This is a genomic window from Metabacillus rhizolycopersici (genome assembly GCF_020075705.1).
Genome location: NZ_JAIQUM010000149.1, coordinates 1 through 4944, shown reverse-complemented (window position 1 = coordinate 4944; position 4944 = coordinate 1). Strand labels below are relative to the sequence as shown.

The following is a 4944-nucleotide window of genomic DNA, read 5'->3' as shown; positions in this document are numbered from 1 at the left end:
GTTTCGGAGAGCAAAGAAGAGGTCAATTTATCGATCCTAAACATGGAGAATCTCCTCGTTTAGATAAATACTTCTTCCAAAATAGCGTCATTTACAATGAACAGCCATACTGTGAACTTATTAGCGCGGAATTCTTTGAGCTTGACTTTTCTCCACACTCATTTGACTCACATAATAGCAAATGCTCTAATAACAGCAGCTTTAACAAATTACGTGAAAAAATCGTCACAGATCTTACTTTAAAAGTGCTACAAGTTCAACAAATTCCACTTACTATACCTGGGGCTGCTGCAGCCAAACAAGACGATTGCGACGATTGCTAGGAATTATTTAACACATAAAAAAATGATATACAGGTCTTTTTTATCTAATAATTATTAGTGAAAACGAAAAAAAGATAAGTTGAGCTATTAATAGCTCAACTTATCTTTTTATATGATTATAAATCTAACAAACTCTTTGGCAAAATTCCATCTAACTAATTATCGATTATCAATCGTTTCAGGGTATAAATCATGATTCATTAATCGATAAGCAGCCATTTCTTCATATTTAGTACCTGGGCGACCATAATTTGTGTAAGGATCAATTGAAATACCACCGCGCGGAGTGAATTTACCCCATACTTCAATATAACGCGGATCCATTAACTCAATTAAATCATTCATAATGATATTCATGCAGTCTTCGTGGAAGTCCCCATGGTTTCTAAAACTAAAGAGATATAATTTTAATGACTTACTTTCAACCATTTTGATATCCGGGATATAGCTAATATAGATGGTCGCAAAATCTGGTTGACTTGTGATTGGGCATAATGATGTAAATTCTGGGCAATTGAATTTTACAAAATAATCCCGATTTGGATGTTTATTATCAAATGATTCTAAAATTTGTGGGTTATATTCAAATGAGTATTTTACCCCTTGATTACCAAGAAGTGTTACATCTTGCAATTCTTCCTCTTTTCTACCTGCCATTCTTGCTTTCCTCTTTTCTATATTTACTAAACTCCTCGCTTATTTCCCCATACTAACGTATGTAACTGAGGTAATACGCGAATATTGTTAAGTTCTTTATCTTCAATCACCTGATCGATTAACGTTTCATATTTTTCTAGTAGAGTTTGAACAAGCTTATTTGTCTCTGCCTCATGTATATCTTCATTTCCTACTTGAAGATAAAATGGAATCGATGGATAACGTAGATGTACATCTTTTGCATATTGAAGATCAGTAGTATCAAACACGACTACTTTTAAGCTTATTGATTGCTGCTGATTACTATTACGTAATTTTTCAATGATTTGATCGAGCTTTTCAAAGTCTGTAATCATTCCAGAGCTCGGTGGCTTTGGAGAAATCGTTAAATCATCGATATCTTTCAACCATTCTTGATATTTACTACCTTGTGTTTCAATCGCAATCTTTTTACCTTTCTCCTTTAACAAACCAATCAATTCAGAAAGATTTGCTAACAGTGCTGGATTACCACCAGAGATTGTCACATGTGAAAAGCGATCGTCACCTAATTCTATTAGCTTTGACCATATTTCTTCCGCTGTCATCTGCCTAATATCATCTTTTGCTGACCCATCCCATGTAAAGGCTGAATCACACCAGCTACAGGAATAATCACATCCAGCCGTTCGTATAAACATTGTTTTTTGACCGATCACCATCCCTTCACCTTGGATGGTTGGACCGAATATTTCTAATACAGGGACTTTTTTCACTCTTGTCCCTCCTTACGTCTAGGTCGAAACACGACATAGCTTGTTGGTGTTTCCCGAACAAACACTTGCACACATTTAGGTTGATTTGCCTGTGTATCAAGCTCTTTCTGAACCACTTCCCAAATAGCTCGCGCTACCCCTTCAGTCGTTGGAAAATAATTTGGGTTGTCTGTCGAAAAGAGATCCGTATGTTCATTTAATATTGTATGATCAAATCGATTATGGATAAGCTTCTTAATACTCGCAAAGTTAACTAAGAACCCCGAATTATCAAGCTCATCTCCTGCAATCGTAATATTGATAAAATACGTATGACCATGAACATTTTGACATTTCCCAGCATCCTCATGTGGGATATAGTGAGCTGCAGCAAGATGCATATCCTTATTTAATTCAAATTGAAAATTGTGCTGCACTTGTGGATATAGTTGTTGAATCATCGCTTGCCCACACCTTTTTCAAGTAAATAGTCTCGAAGCCCACGTTTTCTTAATTCACATGCCGGGCATTCCCCACAGCCGTCAGCAATAATTCCGTTATAACAAGTTAATGTTTTCTCGCGTACAAAGTCAAGAACGCCAAGATCATCGGCTAGTTTCCATGTCTCAGCTTTATTTATCCACATTAACGGTGTATGAATGACAAATGGTTTATCTAATGCTAAGTTTAAAGTAACATTACACGATTTAACAAATGCGTCACGACAATCTGGATACCCACTAAAATCTGTTTCACAAACTCCAGTAACGATATGTCTAGCTCCTATTTGGTTCGCTAAAATTGTCGCAAATGATAAAAATAGCAGATTTCTCCCTGGAACAAAAGTCGAAGGCAGCTCTCCATCCTTTTGTTCAATTGCAATATCCGCTCTTGTTAATGCATTTGGTGCAAGCTGATTTAATAACGACATATCCAGAACATGATGCTGGACACCCAGTTCATTTGCAATTGATTTCGCTACATCTATTTCAAGGCTATGCCTTTGATTATAATTAAACGTTACCGCAACAACTTCCTTAAATTGTTTTAATGCCCAATATAGGCATGTCGTACTATCCTGCCCGCCACTGAATACAACGACTGCTTTTTCATTCTTCATTTAAACCTAACCCTTCCTTTAAATCGATGGTTAATTAAAATAAAAAAACACCTTCGAAGGAGTTTCGAGGTGTCTGGCACATACTTAATTCTATAATAAACTATATCAATGATATCGTAGTTTTTTATAGAGGGTTGTGCTAAAACCTCTCCCAATTTTCCTACAATTCGTAAAAAATCGGATTTATATTTATACTTATATTTTCAACTAAGCAACTATATCACGAATAGATTTATTTTGCAATGTTCCTGTGATTAGCGATACAAAAGCAGAACGCGCGAAATAACTGATATTAGGATACGTAACATGTTTGCTAAAAATAAGTAACAGGAGAAAAATGAATAGAGTAACGTATGAACTTGTCTAAAAAGGGGAATATATACAAAAAAAGGAGGACTTTATGCCGTTGTTGATTTTCACCGCCATTGGATCGGTGTTAGCTCTACTATTTATTCCAAAGCGTATATCATTATTAGAGATTTATACTACATCATTCTTTGCTAACTTTTTAGCAACCCTATCTGATATGTACTTAGATGTCAAGTTGGATTATTATGGTTTTTTCAATAAAGGATTAGACTGGGAATACATCGTTATATTTATCTTTATCTATCCCGCTGCTAACTTTATCGTTTTAAATTTTTATCCATACAAAAAAACCTTTTTTAAAAAGGCAACATATATTTTATTTTGCTCTATAGTAACTATTATTTTCGAATATATTTCCTTGAAAACGGAAGTCTTTTATTATAAGGAATGGAAAATTTGGTATTCTGCAATCTGTTATCCATTTATCTATACGATTTTAATATTAAATTTGAAGTTTATCAGATTTCTAAATAAATTCAACAAGATTACTTGACTCTTCACCAAATCCACAGTCCCCCTCTTCGATTATCACCTTCGGAAAGATGCGCTTGAAATTCAAGCACCTTGATCATCCCTGACAGGCATTTTATTAATTCCTAACCGCTGAGAAAGGCAGCTCTAGAACGTTGAGCTGCCTTTTCTAGCAAAACGGATATTTAATCGGTTGACCGCTTTATTTATCTTCCTTCTTACCTGCTTCTTCAGCTAGCTGTTCAAAAGATTTTACTTTCCCATGCGGATTTTGTGATTGTTTGCGCACAGTCCATTGACGTTCTTGCTGTGATTTTGATTGTGTCATAAATCAAACTCCTTTATCATTATCATTCCTCTTTATTTTCTCCTGTTACAGAAAATTCATTCTTAAAGATCTTTCGAGGAGTTGCCGCTCCTTCCAAAGATGAGAAATAGTCCAACAATGATTAATACCAGTGGCCAGAATGATAAAATATTAAAAGTAAGAAGGTTTTGGATAAGAAAAACAAAACCTAATCCTGTTAAAATAAAAATTGGTATTAGTAAGCCAACCTCACGTCCGCCAAATAACCAAAGCTCAAATAAACCGAATGCTACAGCAAATAAATAGATTGGCCAAGTATTACCTGAAAAATTCCAACCGGTCATCTCTTCAAACATAAATAACATACTTAGGACGAATAAAATTCCTCCTGGTACTAATAATCCCGCATGTTGACTTCTTGCTCCAGAAAGAAAAAAACCAAGATGAAAACCAATTGATACAAAAAGTAAAATCAATGGCCAAGAAAAACTCCAAAAGTCACCAATAAGTCCTAAAGATTGCAAAGAAAATAGTATACCTATAGCCACTAAAAAGAATCCGTACACTCCCTTACCGTTTTTCAAGAAAAACACCTCCACTTTCCCTAAAGTTCTTACGTTACCTTTTCCATAAAAAGATTATGATATTTATTCACTATATATCCTACGTTTGTTTCAACAGGAAAGTTTCAGAAATAATGAATATTCAATTTTCTCTAAGGAGGAACAAAAGTACAAGTATTTTATAAATTCCTAAGTAAAAAAAGAACTTACTAATGTAAGTCCCAGATTGTCGACAAAAGGGGTTCGGAATGGTTTCATTCCGAACCTCTTTTACGATTTTCTTGGAAATTCACCTCAAATGAATGAGGATAGACCTCTCTTAGCTCACTTTATTATGCCATTTCTGAACCTCGCCATGTCCAGTTAGCCATCTTCTTCAAATTCATGGCAGCGAAAGTAA

The 4944-nt window shown here is 34.9% G+C and carries 8 protein-coding genes; 2 read left to right on the top strand and 6 right to left on the bottom strand.

All coding sequences use genetic code 11. From position 1 onward, the window contains the following. The coding region (locus K9V48_RS27005; protein WP_438803930.1) for a DUF7852 domain-containing protein at positions 1-323 on the top strand (323 nt) is incomplete at its 5' end. Positions 324-482: 159 nt separating this feature from the next. On the opposite strand, the gene queF is transcribed toward K9V48_RS27005, so the two are convergent. Genes queF through queC form a run of 4 tightly spaced genes read right to left on the bottom strand, consistent with a single transcriptional unit; the run spans position 483 to position 2834 of the window. Beyond that, positions 483-980 (bottom strand): preQ(1) synthase, encoded by a 498-nt coding sequence (gene queF, locus K9V48_RS27000; RefSeq protein ID WP_224142167.1) that lies wholly within the window; start codon positions 978-980, stop codon positions 483-485. Positions 981-1006: 26 nt separating this feature from the next. Further along, positions 1007-1735, bottom strand: a complete 729-nt coding sequence (gene queE / locus K9V48_RS26995) for a 7-carboxy-7-deazaguanine synthase QueE (protein ID WP_224142166.1) — start codon at positions 1733-1735, stop codon at positions 1007-1009. Continuing rightward, positions 1732-2175, bottom strand: a complete 444-nt coding sequence (gene queD, locus K9V48_RS26990; RefSeq protein ID WP_224142165.1) for a 6-carboxytetrahydropterin synthase QueD — start codon at positions 2173-2175, stop codon at positions 1732-1734. The genes queE and queD overlap by 4 nt, the downstream gene beginning before the upstream one ends. Beyond that, a complete protein-coding gene (gene queC, locus K9V48_RS26985; protein WP_224142164.1) occupies positions 2172-2834 on the bottom strand; it encodes a 7-cyano-7-deazaguanine synthase QueC in 663 nt (220 codons plus the stop codon). Before queC ends, queD begins: the two co-directional genes overlap by 4 nt. Before the next feature lie 400 nt (positions 2835-3234). Between queC and K9V48_RS26980 the strand changes: the two genes are divergently transcribed. Further along, a complete protein-coding gene (locus K9V48_RS26980) occupies positions 3235-3696 on the top strand; it encodes a CBO0543 family protein (protein WP_224142163.1) in 462 nt (153 codons plus the stop codon). Positions 3697-3876: 180 nt separating this feature from the next. Here the strand turns inward: K9V48_RS26980 and K9V48_RS26975 are convergent, their stop codons facing one another. After that, on the bottom strand, positions 3877-4002 hold the full coding sequence (locus tag K9V48_RS26975; RefSeq protein WP_224142162.1) for a DUF6254 family protein: 126 nt from the start codon (positions 4000-4002) through the stop codon (positions 3877-3879). A 62-nt stretch (positions 4003-4064) separates the two neighbouring features. Further along, positions 4065-4565, bottom strand: coding sequence for a LiaI-LiaF-like domain-containing protein (locus tag K9V48_RS26970; protein WP_224142161.1), 501 nt, complete (start codon positions 4563-4565; stop codon positions 4065-4067). Positions 4566-4944: the final 379 nt, after the last annotated feature.